This is a genomic window from Vibrio sp. Y176, from assembly GCF_033438945.1.
In genome coordinates, this window is record NZ_JAWOQS010000743.1 from 1 (window position 1) to 621 (window position 621).

Sequence of the window (621 nt, forward strand, 5' to 3'; positions counted from 1 at the left end):
GTGACTACTCAACACTTGCATCTGCTCTTGGCGGCGTAAATGGTGCCGCAATGAGCATCGTGATGGGTGACTGGACGGCGCTAATTAGTGCGGTTGCTTCGGATTCCAACTCAAACATCCTGTCTTCTCCAAGTATCACTGTGATGGATAACGGCGAAGCCTCATTCATCGTGGGTGAAGAAGTGCCTGTTATTACTGGCTCGACTGCTGGTTCAAACAACGACAACCCATTCCAAACCGTTGATCGTAAAGAAGTCGGTATCAAGCTCAAAGTTGTACCACAGATCAACGAAGGTGATTCTGTTCAGCTAAATATTGAACAAGAAGTCTCTAACGTATTGGGTGCCAATGGTGCCGTTGACGTTCGTTTCGCGAAGCGCCAACTTAACACTTCCGTGATGATCCAAGATGGTCAGATGCTGGTGCTAGGTGGTTTGGTTGATGAACGTGCACTAGAAAGTGAATCGAAAGTGCCACTGCTTGGTGATATTCCAGTATTGGGTCACTTGTTCAAATCAACCAGCACGCAAACCGAAAAACGTAACTTGATGGTCTTCATTAAGCCGACCATCATCCGTGATGGTATGACCGCAGATGGTATCACTCAGCGCAAATACAACT

At 47.0% G+C, this 621-nt stretch carries 1 protein-coding gene; it reads left to right on the forward strand.

Annotated elements, in window-relative coordinates; genetic code table 11:
- The coding region (locus R7O13_RS28410; RefSeq protein ID WP_412125744.1) for a type II secretion system protein GspD at nt 1–621 on the forward strand (621 nt) is incomplete at both ends.